At 64.5% G+C, this 15,710-nt stretch carries 13 protein-coding genes; 6 read left to right on the top strand and 7 right to left on the bottom strand.

Annotation, left to right across the window (positions count from 1 at the left end; translation table 11 throughout):
- Positions 1-8: 8 nt before the first annotated feature.
- Positions 9-896, top strand: a complete 888-nt coding sequence (locus CH281_RS09335; RefSeq protein WP_094693879.1) for a siderophore-interacting protein — start codon at positions 9-11, stop codon at positions 894-896.
- 37 nt (positions 897-933) lie between these two features.
- On the opposite strand, the gene CH281_RS09330 is transcribed toward CH281_RS09335, so the two are convergent.
- The 5 genes from CH281_RS09330 to CH281_RS09310 all read right to left on the bottom strand — a co-directional run bounded on the left by CH281_RS09330 (position 934) and on the right by CH281_RS09310 (position 7,432).
- Positions 934-2,481: an acyl-CoA synthetase gene (locus CH281_RS09330; protein ID WP_094693877.1), complete on the bottom strand. Its 1,548-nt coding sequence runs from the start codon at positions 2,479-2,481 to the stop codon at positions 934-936.
- A gap of 134 nt (positions 2,482-2,615) precedes the next feature.
- Complete coding sequence (locus tag CH281_RS09325) at positions 2,616-3,245, bottom strand: TetR/AcrR family transcriptional regulator (protein WP_306427547.1); 630 nt, start codon at positions 3,243-3,245, stop codon at positions 2,616-2,618.
- Between the two features lie 28 nt (positions 3,246-3,273).
- On the bottom strand, positions 3,274-5,448 hold the full coding sequence (locus CH281_RS09320) for a 3-hydroxyacyl-CoA dehydrogenase NAD-binding domain-containing protein (protein WP_094693875.1): 2,175 nt from the start codon (positions 5,446-5,448) through the stop codon (positions 3,274-3,276).
- A gap of 24 nt (positions 5,449-5,472) precedes the next feature.
- On the bottom strand, positions 5,473-6,627 hold the full coding sequence (locus CH281_RS09315; RefSeq protein WP_032400642.1) for an acyl-CoA dehydrogenase family protein: 1,155 nt from the start codon (positions 6,625-6,627) through the stop codon (positions 5,473-5,475).
- 106 nt (positions 6,628-6,733) lie between these two features.
- Entirely contained in the window at positions 6,734-7,432 is a 699-nt protein-coding gene (locus CH281_RS09310) for a FadR/GntR family transcriptional regulator (protein WP_032384194.1), read from the bottom strand.
- Positions 7,433-7,624: 192 nt separating this feature from the next.
- On the opposite strand from CH281_RS09310, the gene CH281_RS09305 reads away from it, so the two are divergent.
- From CH281_RS09305 to CH281_RS09295, 3 genes are all read left to right on the top strand, one after another.
- A complete protein-coding gene (locus CH281_RS09305) occupies positions 7,625-8,995 on the top strand; it encodes an SLC13 family permease (RefSeq protein ID WP_094693873.1) in 1,371 nt (456 codons plus the stop codon).
- Between the two features lie 132 nt (positions 8,996-9,127).
- Positions 9,128-10,327, top strand: coding sequence for a CaiB/BaiF CoA transferase family protein (locus CH281_RS09300; RefSeq protein ID WP_094693871.1), 1,200 nt, complete (start codon positions 9,128-9,130; stop codon positions 10,325-10,327).
- Positions 10,324-11,826, top strand: a complete 1,503-nt coding sequence (locus CH281_RS09295; RefSeq protein WP_094693869.1) for a carboxyl transferase domain-containing protein — start codon at positions 10,324-10,326, stop codon at positions 11,824-11,826. Before CH281_RS09300 ends, CH281_RS09295 begins: the two co-directional genes overlap by 4 nt.
- A 70-nt stretch (positions 11,827-11,896) precedes the next feature.
- Here CH281_RS09295 and CH281_RS09290 read toward each other — a convergent pair whose 3' ends face one another.
- Together CH281_RS09290 and CH281_RS09285 are read right to left on the bottom strand one after the other, a co-directional pair.
- Positions 11,897-12,637, bottom strand: a complete 741-nt coding sequence (locus CH281_RS09290) for an SDR family oxidoreductase (RefSeq protein WP_027494691.1) — start codon at positions 12,635-12,637, stop codon at positions 11,897-11,899.
- Positions 12,638-12,743: 106 nt separating this feature from the next.
- Complete coding sequence (locus CH281_RS09285; RefSeq protein ID WP_032392891.1) at positions 12,744-13,607, bottom strand: RNA polymerase sigma-70 factor; 864 nt, start codon at positions 13,605-13,607, stop codon at positions 12,744-12,746.
- Positions 13,608-13,654: 47 nt separating this feature from the next.
- Between CH281_RS09285 and CH281_RS09280 the strand changes: the two genes are divergently transcribed.
- Entirely contained in the window at positions 13,655-14,404 is a 750-nt protein-coding gene (locus CH281_RS09280; protein ID WP_094693867.1) for an IclR family transcriptional regulator, read from the top strand.
- A gap of 66 nt (positions 14,405-14,470) precedes the next feature.
- A complete protein-coding gene (locus tag CH281_RS09275; RefSeq protein ID WP_027494688.1) occupies positions 14,471-15,646 on the top strand; it encodes a 4-hydroxybenzoate 3-monooxygenase in 1,176 nt (391 codons plus the stop codon).
- Positions 15,647-15,710: the final 64 nt, after the last annotated feature.

The following is a 15,710-nucleotide window of genomic DNA, read 5'->3' as shown; positions in this document are numbered from 1 at the left end:
GCCCTGTCATGGCCGGTCGACGTGACGAGGGTGGATATCTCACCGCACGGGTAGTCCAATCGAAACGATTGTCACCGTCGCTGATTCGCGTCGTGTTCGATGCTTCCGCTGCACGCGGGTTCGAGTCGAGCGGAGTGCCCGACGAAATCGTGCACCTGTACTTTCCGGCCGACGGAGAGGACGTACCGCCCGAGATGACCCGACGCGACGGCGTTCTCGCGCACCATGACGACGTGGTTCGTGAATGCCGCAACTACACCGTCCGGTGCTGGGACGAGAACCGGATCACGATCGACTTCGTGGACCACGTCGGCGGCGTGGCCGCGGACTGGGCTCGCTCGGCCGAGCCGGGTACGGAGCTGGGGATGTGGGGAACACGGTCGTGGTACGAGCCGCCCGCCGACACGGAGTGGATGTTGTTGATCGCCGATCTGCCGGGGCTACCCGCTCTGTGCCGTGCTCTCGAGCAGCTGCCTGCCGGACTCCGCGCGCATGCGATCGTCGAGGTGGCTCACGACGACGACGTGTTGGACGTTCGATCGGCGGCCTCGGTGACGATGGACTGGAGGGTGGCCGGAAACGGGCGCGCACCATCGCAACTCGTCGATGCTGTGCGCACGTTCCGAGTTCCGGCAGGAAACGGGTACGTCTGGTTCGGCGGGGAGGCGTCGGCGGGTAGAGGCGTACGTAAGTACTTCCGCTGTGAGGTCGGCTTCCCTGCTAGCCGCATGGCCATCGTCGGCTACTGGCGAGACGACAAGGAAGCATGGATCGAACGCTATGAGAGAGTGGCCGATTCACTGATCGACGACTACGAGCGCATCGCGTCCGCTGGCATGGGTGAGGCCGAGGCCGAGATCCACTGGGACGAGATTCTCGAGCGCGCCGGACTGTGACTCAGGGACTCGTCGGACAGCATTGACCGTCGCGTGATCACAGAACTGCGTCGGCCGCTTCCTTGGCGACGTAGGCGTCACGCAGGTCGCGCTTGAGGATCTTGCCTGCTCCGCTCATGGGTAGCGCTGTCACGAACTCGATGGTGCGGGGAGTCTTGTACCCGGCAACGTAGGTGCGAGTGTGCTCGCGTAACTCGGCTGTCGTGGGTGAGAGTCCCTCGGCCAGAACGACACACGCATGAACTCGTTCACCCCACTCCTCGTCCGGAACGCCGATCACGGCACAGGCTAGAACGGCGGGATGACGACTGAGCGCGCTCTCCACCTCGGCGCTGTAGACGTTCTCGCCGCCGGTGATGATCATGTCCTTCAAGCGGTCGACGACGAACAGGAATCCGTCGGAGTCGAGGTAACCCACGTCGCCGGTGTGCATCCAGCCGTCTCGAACGGCGGCCGCGGTCTCCTCCGGCTTGTTCCAGTAGCCCAGCATCACATGACCGCCGCGGACGCAGATTTCGCCGACGTCACCGGTGGCGAGCTGCTCGTCATCCGGGCCGAGGATGCAGATCTCCGAGTGTGGGGCTGCGCGTCCCGCCGACCCGATACGTTGTCCAACATGATGTTCCGGCCACAGCAGAGATGCGACCGGCGCGAGTTCTGTCATGCCGTAGGCCTGCGTGAGGCGGGCCTGCGGAAGCTTGGCGAGGGTCCGTTCGAGAACACCGGCGGAGATGGGGGATCCTCCGTAGAGCACACGGCTCAGTGACGAGGTGTCGAACTCGCTCAACGTGGGGTGGTCGACGAGCAGCTGAATCATGGTGGGGACCAGCAACACATCGGTGACGGAGTGCTGTGCGATCGCGCCCAGTACCGCTGTCGGTTCGAAGAACGGAACCATGACATGGGTGCCACCGAGCATGACCTGCCCTACCCATGCAGCCAGATCGGCGAGGTGGAACATCGGTGCGGCGTGGAGCAATACCGACGCGTCGTCGAGCAGCTGTCCGGTGGCCACCGTCCCCAGGCCGGAGGTCACCAGATTCGCGTGGGAGAGCATGACGCCCTTGGGGAATCCGGTGGTGCCGCCGGTGTAGAAGAGACCGGCCAGGGCGTCGCCGCTGCGTCGTACATCGGGAACGGGACCGTGGGATGCCACCAGATCCTCGTACGACACCATGCCGTCAGGGGTGGAGCCGTCCCCGCAGTAGACGACGGTGGCCAGGTCGGGACACGACGCGCGTAGAGCCGGAACCATCGCCCCGAAGGTGTCGTCGACGATGAGTACCTTGGTCCCGGAGTCGTTGAGTGCATACGCAACTTCGACGGGTGACCACCGAATGTTGACGGGATTGAGCACGGCATCGGCCCACGGGACCGCAAGCAGGTACTCGGAGTAGCGGTCACTGTTGAACGCCAGCATTGCCACTCGATCGCCGCTCTCGACTCCGACGGAATGCAGACCGGCCGCGAACCTCGCCACACGATCGATCTGTTCCGAGAAGGTGCGCACGCGATCGCCGAACACCGTTGCAGCGCGATCGGGCGTGGTGACTGCGGAGCGATGGAGGCCTTGAGTGAGATACATGGCGAGGTCCCTTGTGCGAGAGGGGGCGCGGTACGCCCGAGTGAATACGGTCACAGTTCCACCTTGTTGGCGTGGTGTCAATAGCGAAGCCGTGGGTGATCGACGGGATGTGAACCGTGAAAAGGATTGCCCAGCTACCGTTCTGGGGCGTTGTCGAGAGAGCGTGCGGTGGAGAGAACGGTGACGAGCACGTCTGTCAGAAGTGTTTCCACCTGGTCCCGGGTCAGCGTGCCGCGCACCAGCCACTCGCGACCTGCCGCCTTCACCATGCCGCCGAACGCCCGCACTGCCGACGTTGCGATGCGTCTGTCGCCGCGGTGTGTCTCGAAAGCCGTTGCGTCCAAGACGCGCTCGGCGGCAAGGTCGTCCGCCTCGTCCAGAATCTGCGCCACCTGCTGGTCCACGCCCGAGCCGCTCGCCACCGACACCCACGCCGTTCCGTGTGCCTCGATGACGCCCACCAGCCAGTGCACACTCCCGCGAGCCCTCTCCTCGACCGAGCCCGTGGGCAAGTGCACGTCCTCGATCGGCGGCACGGTGACCAGGAAACGAACACACTCGAGGTACAGATCCCGTTTGCTGCCGATGTAGTGATGAATGAGCCCGCGTGCAACACCCGCAGCCGCAGCCACGTCGGCCATGGAGACCTCGGCGTACGGCTTGTCGCCGAACAAGCGAACGGCGGCGGCCAGGATCTGGGTCCGTCGCTCGTCCGGTTCCAGTCGATTCCACTTGGGTGTGCTTGCAGCCGGCATGGTTGTCATGATCGCACCGAACCGAGCGAGCGCGATCTCAGAGGTACCGCTCGGTGCGCGCTCGCAGCGATGCCGGTACGACGAACCTGTCGCCGTATCGCGCCCGCAACTCGTCGGCTCGGCGCACGAATCCCGGGAGACCGCCGTCGAACTGATTGACGAACTGCAGCACACCGCCGGTCCAGGCGGGGAAGCCGATACCCAGAATGGAACCGACATTGGCGTCGGCGACGGTTCGGAGAACGCCCTCGTCGAGGCATGCGACCGAATCCAGTGATTGGGCGACGAGCATGCGATCCATCATGTCCTCGAACGGAATTCCGTGATCGGGGCGGTGGTAGTGCTCCACCAGGCCCGGCCAGAGCCGGACCTTGCTGCCGTCCTCGGCGTACTCGTAGAACCCGCGCTCCGCCTTGCGGCCCGGACGGTCGAACTCGTCGACGAGGCGATCGACCAGGGCGTACGAATTCGAGACGATCCAGGGGCGACCGTCGGCGCGAGCGGCCTCGGCCATGCCCTCGCGGATGTGCCGCGACAGGGTCAACGAAATCTCGTCCATCAGAGCCAGTGCGCCGGACGGGTAGCCGGCCTGGAGTGCGGCCTGCTCGACGGTGGCCGGATGCACGCCCTCCGCGACCAGCGAGATCGCCTCGTCCATGAATCGGCCGATGACGCGGGTGGTGAAGAAGCCGTGACTGTCGCCGACGACGATGGGTGTCTTGCCGATCAGGCGGACGAAGTCGAATGCGCGGGCAAGAGCGGAATCGCTGGTGTGTTCTCCCACCACTATCTCCACCAACGGCATCTTGTCGACGGGGGAGAAGAAGTGCGTGCCGATGAAGTCGCCGGTCCGCGAAACAGACTGCGAGAGTGCGGTGATGGGGAGGGTGGAGGTGTTCGAGCACAGCAGCGCGTCGGCGGTCAGGTACTTGTCGACGTCCTCGAAGGCACCCTGCTTGACGGCGGGATCCTCGAACACTGCCTCGACGACCAGGTCGCAACCCTCGGCGTCCGCCGCGTCGGAGCTGGGGGTGATGAGCGCGAGCACCGCATCGGCATCGGCCTGGGTCTTTCGTCCCTTCGCGACAGCTTTGCCGAGAATCGAACGCGCGTAATCTTTTCCGCGCTCAGCAGACTCGATCGAGACATCGCGGAGGATCACTGGAACCTGCGCCGAGGCGACGACGTAGGCGATGGCGGCACCCATCATTCCGGCCCCGATCACCAGCACTTTCTCGGGAACTCGATGTGGTTCGGCCGGAGGGCGGGAAGCGCCTTTGGTGATGGAGCCGAGATCGAAGAACATCGACTGGATCAGGTTGCCCGAGATCGGCCCGCAGGCGAGCGACGTGCAGTAGCGGGTTTCGACGAGGGAGGCGGCCTCGAAGTCGAGTACCGATCCTTCCACTGCCGCGGCAACCACTGCGATGGGGGCAGGCATCGGCGCGCCCTTGACCTGTTCACGCACTGTTGCCGTGAGTGCCGGCAGCTGCGCGGCCACAGCCGGTGCTGACGCCGTACCGCCGGGGATCGTGAATCCCGCCCTGTCCCAGGGCTGGAGGGCCTCGGGATTGGCGGTGATCCATGAACGTGCCTGCGCCATCATCTGCTCGTGGGTGTCGACGACCTCGTCGATGAGTCCGAGTTCGAGGGCCTGCGCCGGCCGATATCGCTGGCCCTGGCCAACCACCTGTGTCAGAGCCTTGACGATGCCGAACATCCGAACCGTTCGGGTGACGCCACCGGCCCCGGGCAGCAACCCGAGTGTCACCTCGGGCAGCCCGAATCGAGCCGTGCTGTTGTTCAGGGCAATTCGATGATGGCAGGCCAGGGCGATCTCGAAGCCGCCGCCGAGCGCGGTGCCTCCCAGTGCGGCCACCACCGGCTTGCCCAGCGTCTCGAGACGGCGGAATTTGTCCTTGGTGAAGTCGAGAGCGTCGGCGATCGTCGCGTGGTCGGACGGATCGGCGTCGCGCAGCAATTCGAGGTCGCCACCGGAGAAGAACGAATCCTTGCCTGACGTGACGATGATGCCGTCGTACGCATCGAGTTCGGTCTCGAGCCAGTCGACGGTCTGCTCGAGCGATTCACCGAATGCCGCGTTCATCGTGTTCGTGGAATGCGCAGGATCGTCGATCGTCAGCACGACGATACGGTCGGTACCGATCTCGCCGGTGATGGTGGAAGTGTGCAGTGCGGCTGGGCTGTTCATCGGATCCTCGGGTCGGTGCGGGTTCTACAGAGAGCGAGAGATGAGGTCTTTCATGACTTCGTTGGCACCGGCGTAGATGCGGGCGATGCGACCGTCGACGAACATCCGGGCGATGGGGTATTCCTCCATGTAGCCGTAGCCGCCGAAGAGTTGCAGGCAGCGGTCGACCACCTCGAATTGTCGATCGGTGGTCCAGTACTTGACCATCGCAGCCGTCGTCACGTCCAGTGAACCCGAAATATGTTGGGCCACTGCGTCGTCGACGAAGGTGCGGACGACGCGTCCGATGGTGGCGCATTCGGCGAGCTCGAACTTGGTGTTCTGCAGGTCGAAGAGTGTCTTTCCGAAAGCGTTGCGCGACTTGGTGTAGTCGACGGTCTGTTGGACGGCGGCCTCGATCATCGCAGCGGCGGCAATACCGCAGATCAACCGTTCCTGGGGAAGCTGCTGCATCAACTGCGCGAAGCCGCGACCTTCTTCACCCAGGAGGTTGGCAGCCGGAACGCGTAGACCGTCGAAGCTGAGTTCTGCTGTGTCCTGGCCTTTCTGGCCGATCTTGTGCAGTACCCGTCCGCGGTGGAAGCCTTCGGTGTCGTCGGAGACCTCGGCCACGAGCAGCGATAACCCGCGGGCTCCGGCGGTTGGATCTGTCTTGGCGGCGATGATGATCAGATCGCAGTGAGCTCCGTTGGAAATGAACGTCTTTCCGCCCGTGACCACGTACTCGTCCCCGTCGCGCACCGCGCGGGTGGTGATGCCCTGGAGGTCCGAGCCGGTTCCCGGTTCGGTCATCGCGATCGCGCCGATCCACTCGCCGGAGCACAGCTTCGGTAGCCAGCGCTGCTTCTTCTCCTCGGTTGCGTACGCAAGGATGTAATGCGGAACGATGCCGCTGTGCACACCCAACTGCATGGCCGAGTCGCCTGCGCGGACCTGCTCCTCGAACAGCACCGCCTCGTGGCGGAAGTCGCCGCCGCCTCCGCCGTACTGCTGGGGTATCGACATTCCCAGGAGTCCATGGTTGCCCGCACTCCGGTAGACCTCGCGGCTGGGGCGTCCTGCCGTCGCGAATTCCTCGCGGTGCGGCGCGACCTCCTTCTCGAAGAAGCTGCGGGCGAGCTGTCGGACGTCGGCGAGCTCGGTGGTGACGTCGTCGGTGCGGTCTGCGAGTGCAGTCATGGAGGGTCCTCGGGTCGGAGCGTACGACGCGTTGTTGGCGCTGTGCCAATAACGATGCACCGACGTGGCCACGGATGTCAACCATGTGCTGTGGCGGGTGAGTTCTCTAGCTGTCCGCGGAGCGGAGTAGCGCTACGTCCGAGACGAGGCGGATGTGCTCGGCCATCGCGCGTCCGGCCTCGATCGAATTCTGTTGTCGCACAGCGTCGGCGATGCGGCGGTGGTGTTCCAATGAAGTCTGCGGACGGTTCGACTGCGACAATGATTCGATTCGAGTTTCGCGGATCAGGCCGGCGATTTCGCCCATGAGGCGGGCGAGTAGCGGCGAGTGTGCGGCCTCGGTGATGGCGTGATGGAACAGCTCGTCGCCGGAGTCGCCGCGATTTCCGTCGGTGATCTCCGAGGCCATCACCGACAGGGCGTGGTCGATCGCCGCCATTTCGGCGTCGCTGCGGCGGATTGCGGCGAGCTCGGCGAGTTTGACCTCGAGTGCCTCACGGGCTTCGATCACCTCGGGCAGGCGATCGGCGTGCTCGCGCAGGGCGCGAATGGCCATGTCCCCCACGGGCCGTCGCACGAGTACCGCTCCGTCGCCGTGGCGCACGGCCAGTATGCCCTGTACTTCGAGTGCGACGAGGGCCTGACTCAGTGAGGCTCTGCTGACGCCGAGGTGACCCGCCAGTTCACGCTCGGGCGGGAGTCGATCGCCGGGCTTCATGTCGCGATCGGCGATGTGTTTGCACAGCTGCTCCACGATGACCTCGTACAGCCGTGGTCGGGTCACCGGGCGAATTTGCTCAGCCACTGTGTCACTCGCTCTCTGCTCCTCTGGACCCCCACCTTAACCGTCGGGTAGGCAGTGGCCCGGTTCATAGCAACTGTTGACAAGTGATCCACTTCACTGGTTCAGTCTGTAAAGACTCAGTGGCTAGTCCAATTGGCCACGGAACCCGAGCGCCCGCTCGGGGGACAACCTCTGACGAACCGGAGACCTTCGATGTCGACCGAGTTGATACCCATCATTGCGCTCGTCGTCATGTTCCTCGCTGCGACCGTGTTCCCGGTGAACATGGGCGCGCTGGGGTTCGTGGCGGCGTTCTTCGTCGGAACCATTGCCGTGGGCATGGGCACCGACGACATCATCGCCGGCTTCCCGAGCAGCTTGTTCCTGACGCTGGTCGGTATCACCTATCTCTTCGCGATCGCCCAGAACAACGGCACGGTCGACCTCCTGGTCCGCGGTGCGGTGCGGCTGGTCGGTGGCCGGGTCGCCCTGATTCCGTGGGTCATGTTCGGTATCACCGGCGTGCTGACCTCCATCGGAGCGCTGGGACCGGCAGCCGTGGCCATCGTCGCACCGATCGCACTCGGCTTCGCGGCGCGGTACAAGATCAATGCCCTGCTCATGGGCATGATGGTCATTCACGGCGCACAGGCGGGCGGGTTCTCGCCGATCAGCATCTACGGCGTCACGGTCAACAACATCGCTCAGAAGGCGGGTCTGGTCAACAGCCCACTCACCTTGTTCCTGGGCAGCATGCTGTTCAACGCCGCAATCGGTGCGTTGCTGTTCATGTTCCTGGGCGGACGTGCACTTCTCGGTCGTAGCGTGCACGACGAGGACGGCACTCGCCCCGAGGGAGATTCGGGCGGAGTAGGCGGGGGCGGCTCGAGAACTGTGATGCGCGGCTTCGGATCGTCGACGCCCAAGCCGTCCGGTCAGACGGTCACGGTCGAGAACGCGCCACCCCTGGCCACCGCCGTCAAGGCCATCACGTTCGATCAGATCCTCACGCTCGTGGGGCTGGCCTCGCTGGCGCTGTTCTCACTCGTCCTCGATCTCGATGTCGGCTTCGTGTCCATGACGGTCGCCGTGGTCCTCGCCCTGGCGTCGCCCAAGGCTCAGAAGGGTGCGATCAACCAGATCAGCTGGTCGACGGTATTGCTCATCGGTGGCGTGTTGACGTTCGTGGGCGTGCTGCAGGAAGCCGGCACGGTCGAGTACGTCGGTGATGCGGTTGCCGGCATCGGTATTCCGCTGCTCGTGGCTCTGTTGCTGTGCTACATCGGTGCCATCGTCTCGGCGTTCGCGTCGTCGACGGCCATCCTCGGTGTCACCATTCCGCTGGCCGTTCCGTTCCTGCTTGCCGGTGAGGTCGGTGCCATCGGTGTGATCGTGGCCCTGTCCATCGCCTCGACGATCGTCGACGTCAGTCCCTTCTCCACCAACGGCGCCCTGGTGCTGGCCAACGCCCAGGACATCGACCGGGACGTCTTCTACAAACAGATTCTGAAATACAGCGCGTTGGTCGTCGTCATCGGCCCGTTGATCGCCTGGGCGGTACTGGTCGTGCCCGGCTGGCTCTAGCTCTCGAGCTGCGCGGACGTCCGAGAACGCGATCTTGACTTCCCCTCGGATCACTGGTCCAATGAAATTGGCTAGGCCACTGGCCCAATGGGCCAGTGGCGATCCACCCCTTTCGACGTAAGGATCAATTCGATGCCCCTCAACACGACAGGCAGAACCGGACCGCTCGACGGCACCGTGGTGGTGGATCTGACGCGCGCCCTGGCCGGCCCGCACGCGGCGATGATGCTCGGAGATCTCGGTGCGGACATCATCAAGGTCGAGACCCCCAAGGGCGGCGACGACACTCGGGTGTGGGGCCCGCCGTTCGTCACCCCGCGTGACGCGGAGCGCGAATCGACGTATTTTCTCTCGGCCAACCGCAACAAGCGGTCGATCGCGCTCGACCTCAAAACCGACGATGGCCGAGAAGCGTTGGAGCGCATGATCGAACGCGCGGATGTTCTGCTCGAGAACTTCCGCACGGGAGTGCTCGATCGGCTCGGCTTCTCGCCCGAGCGCATCGCCGAGATCAACCCGCGCACGGTCGTGCTGTCGATCAGCGGATTCGGCCACGACGGCCCCGAGGGTGGCCGATCCGGCTACGACCAGATCGCTCAGGGCGAGGCCGGCTTGATGTCGTTCACCGGCTCCGGCCCCGACGATGTTCAGCGCGTGGGGGTTCCGATCGCGGACCTGCTGGCCGGAATGTACGGAGCGTTCGGCGTTCTCGCTGCGCTGCGCGAGCGCGACCGCACCGGCCGCGGCAAGGTGGTTCGAACGTCGTTGCTGGCCAGCGTCGTCGGGGTGCATGCATTCCAAGGCACCAAGTGGACCGTCGCAGGCGAGATCGGTGAAGCGCAGGGCAACCACCACCCGTCGATCTGTCCGTACGGCCTCTTTCCCACTTCCGATGGAGCCGTGCAGATCTCGGTGGGCAGCGAAGGACTGTGGCATCGCTTCTGTGAGGGCTTCGGTATCGATCCCGACCTCGAGGGTATGGCGACCAACCCACAACGCGTCGACAGTCGCGACGACGTCGTCGAACTCGTGTCCAAGATCTTCCGCACCTACGAGACCGAGCCGTTGTTGTTGCTTCTCGACGAAATCGGCGTTCCGGCAGGCAAAGTACGCAACGTGCAGGAAGTGTACGAGTGGGAGCAGACCAAGTCTCAGGGACTGCTCATCGACGTCGAGCACGAGACGCTGGGCACGGTGACCCTGCCCGGGCCGCCGCTGCGATTCTTCGAATCCGACGGCACGGAGGTCACCGAGAACCGGCATCTGGCACCGCCGGTCCTCGGAGCCGACGACGAACTCGTCCGCGACTGGTTGAAAGAAGCGATCCGATGACGAGGATGACCGCGCTCGAACTCCTCGATCTGGTGATCGATCCCGGGAGTTTCGAGTCGTGGGACAGCCCGGCTGCCGACTACGTCATCGACGACGAGTACGCGAACGAACTGGCTGCGGCGCGTGAGAAGACCGGATTCGACGAGTCCGTTCTCACCGGATCCGCCACCGTGCGCGGACGTAAGGTGGCAATCCTGTTGGGCGAGTTCGCCTTTCTGGCCGGTTCCATCGGAGTGGCCGCCGGTGAACGCTTGGTCAGTGCGGTGCACCGATCCACCGATGAGCGGCTTCCGTTGCTCGCGTTGCCGACCTCGGGTGGAACGCGCATGCAGGAGGGCACTGTCGCGTTTCTGCAGATGGTCAAGATCACCGCGGCGATCACCGCACACAAGGCGGCGAATCTGCCGTACATCGTCTATCTGCGGCACCCCACCACCGGCGGCGTCTTCGCATCCTGGGGATCGCTCGGTCACGTCACCGTTGCCGAGCCCGGTGCGCTCGTCGGGTTCCTCGGCCCCCGTGTCTACGAGGCGTTGTACGACGCGAAATTCCCCGCCGGCGTGCAGACCTCGGAGAACCTGCAGGCGCACGGACTCATCGACGCCATCCGTCCGCCCGAGCAACTCGGTGAGATCGTCGACCGTGCACTACGCATCATGACCGATGTGCCGTCGTGTCGCGTCCGGCATTCCGATGCCCTCGAGTGGGAGATCGAGGACGTGCCGGCATGGACCTCGATTCTGGCCTCGCGCAGGAGCGATCGGCCGGGGGTGCGCGAATTGCTGTTCAACACAGCGGCAGACGTGTTACCGCTCAACGGAACCGGTCAGGGCGAGTCCGATCCGGGCCTCATTCTGGCGCTCGTCCGGTTCGGCGACATGCCGTGCGTTCTGCTCGGCCAGGACCGGAGGAGCCAGACGACGAAGACGCCACTCGGCCCCGCGGCTCTGCGTGAGGCCCGACGCGGCATGCGGCTGGCGCAGGATTTGAAGCTTCCCCTCGTCACCGTCATCGATACTGCAGGCGCAGCGCTCTCGAAGGAGGCGGAGGAAGGCGGCCTGGCCGGCGAGATAGCACGGTGCATCGCAGACATGGTCGACCTCGAAACCCCCACGCTCTCCTTGCTGTTGGGGCAGGGAACCGGCGGCGGTGCCCTTGCGTTGGTGCCCGCGGATCGAGTTCTCGCTGCTCAGCACGCCTGGCTCTCGCCGTTGCCGCCCGAGGGTGCCTCGGCCATCGTGCATCGCGACACCACCCACGCCGCCGAGATGGCGACCAAGCAGGGAGTGCGCTCGCTCGATCTCTTCCGGGCCGGTGTCGTCGACATCATCGTTCCCGAGTTGCCCGACGCCGCAGATGAATCACAGCAGTTCTGCGATCGAGTGGGCGCGGTATTGCACCGAGAACTTGCCGAGCTGATCGCTCAGGACCCCTCGATGCGGATGATCGCGCGCGAAAAGCGTTTCAATCGAATCGGTTTTGCGGCTGCCGCTGTGTGATATCCGCCGAGCTCGAAGTTATGGACGGATTTCAGGCCGAATGTGTCCATAACTTCGAGTTCGGCGAGAATCAGGACTCGAGCCAGGCGGCGAAAGTAGTAGTGGACAGTTCGGCCCCATCGCCTGGAACCAGTTCACGGCCGTGCAACAGTGCGCCGAAGTACGGAGCCTGGTCGTCGGCGACGACGGTTCTGCTGTCGCCGCGTGCCTTCAGACCTCTTTCAACGAACTCGTTGAGCCCGAACGCTTCCGGGCCTCCGATCTCGATCGTCTCGTTACGCGGTGCCTCGAGAGCGACACGAGCGACAACGGTCGAAACGTCGTGTGCCGCGATCGGCTGGACGAGACCCGAGCTCAACCGGACTTCGTCGCCCGTCGTCGCGCCCTGTGCGATGGCGGAGAAGAACTCGAAGAACTGCGTTGCGCGCACGAGGGTGTACGGAATCGACGATGCGCGAATCAGTTTCTCTTGAGCCACCTTTGCGCGCAAGTAGCCGCTGGCGGGCAGTCGGTCGTTGCCGACCACGGACAGTGCAACGTGGTGCTGCACGCCCGCACTCGCTTCGGCTGCGAGGATGTTGGTCGTCGCGCGTGTGAAGAAGTCCAACACGGCCGCGTCCTCGAACGACGGTGAATTCGAGACGTCGACAACGATATTCGCACTGACGAGAGCATCGGCCAGGCCCTCGCCGGTCAGAGTATTCACACCGGACTTGGGCGACGCCGCTATCGCATCGTGACCGTGCTCGGTCAACATGCTCACAACTGCAGAACCTATGAGGCCGGTTCCGCCGATGACAACGATCTTCATGAGAATCCTCTCTTCGCCGCAGGAGGGGTGCCTGCGAGACGAGCCGGTCAACTCTTGTCTGCTGCCGGTCGCAGTGTTGACAGGGCAGCGCTCCGATCTGTGACACCTAGCGCGGCAGCGCGTGCAGCTTGTCCGGATTCATCACCCACAGGACGGTCCCGATCCCGTCCTCGGTGGCATCGATCGTCAGCAGCGTGGTCACCGTCGACTCACGAACGATCAGTACGGCAGCCCTTCCGTTGACCTGGATGAACGACGTCGTGGTTCCTATCCAGAAATGCGAGGAGAACGCCGCAACGAATGCGGCGACTCGGCTGCGTCCGACAATGGGTATTCGGGCTGCAGCCTTCACCTTGCCGCCGCCGTCGGACAGGCTCACTACGTCCTGCGCAAGAATCTTTTCCAGAGCGGCCAGATCGCCCCCCTTGGCTGCGGCGAGAAAGGCGTCGAGCAGTCGATGATGGCGGTCGGAATCGACAGGGGTCGGACGAGCGTCGGCCACATGTCTGCGGGCGCGCGTCACCAGTTGACGCGCGTTGGCTTCGGTTGTCTCCACTATGTCGGCGATCTGGCCGTACGGATAGTCGAATGCTTCCCGGAGAACGTACGCGGCTCGCTCACGAGCCGGAAGTCGTTCCAGCACAACAAGAACGGCAAGCTCGACCGTGGCGTCGTTGTCTGCCACCGTCGCCGGATCGGCTCGGGTGTCGATCGGTTCGGGCAGCCACGGGCCGACGTACGACTCCCGCCGCACCCGCGCCGACTGCGTGACGTTGATGGCCAGGCGTGTCGTGACGGTGGTGAGGAAGGCGAGTGAATTACGGACGGTGGTGCGGTCGGTGGCGTGCCACTTCAGCCAGACATCCTGCACCACATCTTCGGCCTCGGCGGCGCTGCCCAGCATGCGATAGGCAATCCCGAACAATCGCGGGCGTGCCAGCTCGAATGCGGCGGTGCCGTCGTCGGTCATCGGCGTGGTCTCACTCTCTGTCTCGTGGGGACACTATCGTCCATGTCATGGCTGGCAATGCTCGGGACCCCGGAGTCTCGGTGGCTGCGCGCCTGCTGGCCCTGCTCGGTGTGTTCGACGAGAAGGCTCCGTCGCTGACCTTGACCGACCTGGCCGCCGGTGCCGACCTACCCATCGCCACTGCGCATCGGCTGGTGCGAGAACTGGTGGAGTGGGGCGCGTTGGTCCGGGGCGACGACGGGCGCTACGTCGTCGGTAGGCGGTTGTGGAAACTGGGCTTGCTCGCACCCGATCAGTCCGATCTTCGCGACATCGCATCACCGTTTCTGCACGACATCTACGGAGCGACCCTTGCGACGGTGCACCTGGCCATCCGCGACGGGTGCGAAGTGCTCTATGTCGACAGGTTGGCCGGCCACGCATCGGTTCCCGCGGTCAGTCGCGTCGGCGCTCGGCTGCCGCTGCACGCCACCGGCGTCGGCAAGGTGCTGCTGGCGTACGCGCCGCGGGAGGTGCAGGAACAGGTGATGCGCTCACTGGATCGCCTCACCCCGTACACGGTGACGCATCCTGGGCAGCTGGAGAGCGAGTTGCGTCGAGTGCGTCGCGAGGGTTTCGCGCAGACGGTCGAGGAGATGACACTCGGTGCGTGTTCGGTGGCTGTGCCGGTCCATGCCGGCGACAGTGTGGTCGCCGCATTGGGAATCGTGGTTCCCAAGCTGGGCCGCGATCGAGTGAGACTGGTTGCCGCGCTTCAGATTGCGGCCCAGGGGATCGGACGAAGTCTCGGCGGGTAGTCGGCCGTTTTCACTCAGTGGAAGTGCGGTCTTGTTTGGGTCCAGATCCCGGGGTCTACTGCTTGCATGCGTACACAGGTTGCCATCATCGGTGCAGGGCCCGCGGGTCTGCTGCTGTCCCACCTGCTCGACGAGCAGGGGATCGACTCCATTCTGATCGAGTCACGTACTCAGGAATACGTGCTCTCCCGAATCCGGGCCGGAGTCCTCGAACACTCGACGGTCCAGTTGCTCGACGAACACGGACTCGGTGAGCGCCTGCACCGCGAGGGCGACGAGCATCGAGGCATCTACCTGCAATGGCCGGAAGAGCGGCACCACATCGACTTTCGAGATCTCGTCGACCGGAGTGTCTGGGTGTACGGGCAAACGGAGGTCACCAAGGACCTCGTCGTGGCACGCGAGAAGGCCGGCCAACAGATCTACTACGACGTCTCGGACACGGCGTTGCACGACGTCGAATCCGACGCCCCCTACGTCACGTTCACCGACGCGTCGGGCAACGCGGTGCGAATCGACGCGACAGTCGTTGCGGGATGCGACGGTTCCTTCGGACCGAGCCGGGCGGCCATGCCCGATTCGGTGCGCAACACCTGGGAAAGGGTCTATCCCTACTCCTGGCTCGGTGTGCTCGCCGATGTCGCCCCCTCGACCGACGAACTGATCTACGCCTGGCACCAGGACGGCTTCGCGATGCACTCGATGCGGTCGTCGACGGTCAGCCGGCTGTATCTGCAGGTGCCGAACGGAACCGATATCGACACGTGGTCCGACGACCGCATCTGGGATGCCCTGGCGTTAAGGCTCGGTCACGGTCAGGACGGGTGGACTCTGAACCCCGGCCCCATCACCGAGAAGAGCGTGTTGCCGATGCGCAGCTACGTGCAGACACCGATGAGACACGGCAACCTGTACCTGGCCGGCGACGCCGCGCACATCGTGCCGCCCACCGGAGCGAAGGGCCTCAACCTCGCGGTAGCCGACGTGGCTCTGCTCGCGCCTGCCCTGGCGCAGAAGCTGAAGGGGAACGATTCGCGGGCCGCAGACAGCTACAGCGACGACGCACTTCGGCGCGTCTGGCGCTGCACCCACTTTTCGTGGTGGATGACCACGATGCTGCATACCGGCGACGACCCCTTCGACGCGCAACTGCAACTCTCGCAACTGAAATGGGTGGCGTCCAGCGAGGCGGGTGCCATGGGACTGGCGGAGAACTACGCCGGATTGCCGATCGGATTCTGATCGGCGGGCGGCGTGTGCACCGCGAGGAATTGATCGCTCCGACTTATCAATGAGCTGCAAATAG

Source organism: Rhodococcus sp. 06-221-2 (assembly GCF_002258365.1).
Lineage (GTDB): Bacteria > Actinomycetota > Actinomycetes > Mycobacteriales > Mycobacteriaceae > Rhodococcoides > Rhodococcoides fascians.
This window is presented reverse-complemented; position numbering and strand designations above follow the sequence as displayed.

What these genes read in the sequence shown, in the direction of transcription:
- CH281_RS09335 (WP_094693879.1), top strand. Translation starts at nt 9, where the DNA reads ATGGCCGGTCGACGTGACGAGGGTGGATATCTCACCGCACGGGTAGTC.
- CH281_RS09330 (WP_094693877.1), bottom strand. Translation starts at nt 2,481, where the DNA reads ATGTATCTCACTCAAGGCCTCCATCGCTCCGCAGTCACCACGCCCGAT.
- CH281_RS09325 (WP_306427547.1), bottom strand. Translation starts at nt 3,245, where the DNA reads ATGACAACCATGCCGGCTGCAAGCACACCCAAGTGGAATCGACTGGAA.
- CH281_RS09320 (WP_094693875.1), bottom strand. Translation starts at nt 5,448, where the DNA reads ATGAACAGCCCAGCCGCACTGCACACTTCCACCATCACCGGCGAGATC.
- CH281_RS09315 (WP_032400642.1), bottom strand. Translation starts at nt 6,627, where the DNA reads ATGACTGCACTCGCAGACCGCACCGACGACGTCACCACCGAGCTCGCC.
- CH281_RS09305 (WP_094693873.1), top strand. Translation starts at nt 7,625, where the DNA reads ATGTCGACCGAGTTGATACCCATCATTGCGCTCGTCGTCATGTTCCTC.
- CH281_RS09300 (WP_094693871.1), top strand. Translation starts at nt 9,128, where the DNA reads ATGCCCCTCAACACGACAGGCAGAACCGGACCGCTCGACGGCACCGTG.
- CH281_RS09295 (WP_094693869.1), top strand. Translation starts at nt 10,324, where the DNA reads ATGACGAGGATGACCGCGCTCGAACTCCTCGATCTGGTGATCGATCCC.
- CH281_RS09290 (WP_027494691.1), bottom strand. Translation starts at nt 12,637, where the DNA reads ATGAAGATCGTTGTCATCGGCGGAACCGGCCTCATAGGTTCTGCAGTT.
- CH281_RS09285 (WP_032392891.1), bottom strand. Translation starts at nt 13,607, where the DNA reads ATGACCGACGACGGCACCGCCGCATTCGAGCTGGCACGCCCGCGATTG.
- CH281_RS09280 (WP_094693867.1), top strand. Translation starts at nt 13,655, where the DNA reads ATGGCTGGCAATGCTCGGGACCCCGGAGTCTCGGTGGCTGCGCGCCTG.
- CH281_RS09275 (WP_027494688.1), top strand. Translation starts at nt 14,471, where the DNA reads ATGCGTACACAGGTTGCCATCATCGGTGCAGGGCCCGCGGGTCTGCTG.